At 63.3% G+C, this 1986-nt stretch carries 1 protein-coding gene; it reads left to right on the top strand.

The window, feature by feature from the left end; all coding sequences use genetic code 11:
• Positions 1 to 502: 502 nt before the first annotated feature.
• Positions 503 to 1873: a group II intron reverse transcriptase/maturase gene (ltrA, locus tag AAHS21_RS31915; protein WP_342931254.1), complete on the top strand. Its 1371-nt coding sequence runs from the start codon at positions 503 to 505 to the stop codon at positions 1871 to 1873.
• The last annotated feature ends 113 nt before the right edge of the window (positions 1874 to 1986 follow it).

The raw sequence follows: 1986 nt of genomic DNA, 5'->3' as shown, positions 1-1986 counted from the left end.
TGTTGCGTCCTGAAAGTTGGACTGGACTAGCGGGTGGAAGTCCCGTCCCGGTAGGTACCGGAGCGCCGGGTAGCAGGCCCCGGTTCGTCGTGGAGACGCGGCGGGCTGAGCGGGGTGTCAAGAGCCTCTTCGGAGGGAGCAAGTGTGCGGGCCGTAGCGTTAAGCGAACTTTGCAGCCTCGTCAAATTGACAACGGGAGAGCCGAGCCGCTCATGTCACGGCGAAGGCCATGTCCGGCGAACCCTGGTCCGGGGTTAGTTCGTCGGGTCTTTCCGGGGTACGGGAGGCGGCACGTGCACACAGTCTGGTTCGAAACAGGAGAGACCCGTCTGCCTGGCCTGCGTCGGGCAAAGACCAGGGGTATAAGCCGATGGTGAAATCCTTTGGAGGGCAGCGGGAGTCCGATGGGGTCGTAGTACCGCTGATCGGCGTGCAGCATAACGCGCCGGGAGGGAAGGGCCCCAACTTTGATCACGCGGGCGAAGTGGGTAAGCGTGAGGGCATGACCGGGGTGTCTCGGTCGAACTACCCCGGCAAGTCATCGCTTGCCGTAGCCGACGAGCCGTTGGTGGTTTCGCCGGTGAAAGTGCGACAACTGCAACGTGCGCTATGGGCTGCGGCCAAGCAGTCTTCGGGTCGGCGTTTCCACGCCCTTTATGACCGTATCTATAGGGGTGACGTCCTGTGGGAGGCATGGGAGCGGGTACGCGCGAATAAGGGTGCGGCCGGGGTGGATCGGATCACCTTGGCTGCGGTGGAGGACTATGGCGTGGACCGCATGTTGCGCGAGTTGCGTGATGACCTCTGCACGGGTCGATACCGTCCGGCGCCGGCGCGTCGGGTGGAGATTCCGAAACCACAAGGTGGTAAGCGGCCGTTGGGCATCCCGACGGTGCGAGACCGGGTAGCCCAACAGGCGGCCAAGCTGGTGCTGGAACCGATTTTCGAGGCGGACTTTGCGCCGTGCTCGTATGGGTTTCGGCCGAAGCGGTCGGCCACGGCGGCGATGGAGCGGTTACGTACCGGGTTCATCGAGGGCTACCGGTTCGTGGTGGAGTTTGATATCGCCAATTTCTTCGGCGAGATCGACCACGACCGACTGCTCATCGAGGTGGGTAGGCGGGTCTCGGATCGGCGGGTGCTCAAACTGCTGCGGCTGTGGCTGCAAGCGGGGGTGTTGGTCGAGGGGGTGACCCAGCGGACGGTCGCGGGCACTCCGCAGGGCGGGGTGATCTCGCCGTTGTTGGCCAACGTCTATCTGCACGTGCTCGACATCGAACTCACGAAGCGCGATGTGGGTGAGTTGGTGCGCTACGCCGATGATGGTGTGGTGTTGTGCCGCAGCGCGGCACAGGCCGAGCACGCCTTAGCGGTGGTGGGAGAAATCCTGGCGTCGTTGGGGTTGCGGCTGCATCCGGATAAGACGAAGGTGGTCGACCTGCGCGAGGGTCGTGAGGGCCTGGATTTTCTGGGTTGTCACTTCCGGGCGCGCATGTCGGGGCGGTTGTGGGAACAAAAGCGGATCATCCGCTACTACCTACACCGCTGGCCTAGCCAAGCGGCGATGGGGAGGGTGCGGGCCAAGGTTCGCGATCTCACCGGCCGCAACCGGGTCGGCCTCGATGTCCGTGACGTGATTGCGGCATTGAATCCGATCCTGCGCGGCTGGGGTAACTATTTTCGCACCGGTAACGCCGCTGCCAAGTTCATCCAGATTGACCGGTACGTGGTGTGGCGCCTCAAACGGCTTCTGATCAAGAAGCGGGGGCGCAATTTGCGTGCTGGACAAGCTGCTCAATGGACCCAGGAGTGGTTTAACGGGCACGGCCTGCACCGACTCCGCGGTACCGTCCGCTACCCGAAGGCTGCGTAACCATGTCCAGAAGATCATCGGTAAGCCGTGTGCGGGAAAACCGCACGCACGGATTGAAAGGGGGATGGGGAAACGGGTCTGCTCTGCAGCCACCGCGCCCCTGACTACCAATG

Source organism: Mycobacterium sp. 050272, from assembly GCF_039023525.1.
Lineage (GTDB): Bacteria > Actinomycetota > Actinomycetes > Mycobacteriales > Mycobacteriaceae > Mycobacterium.
Note: the sequence above shows the minus strand (reverse complement) of the source record. Positions and strands in the feature narration are given on the sequence as shown.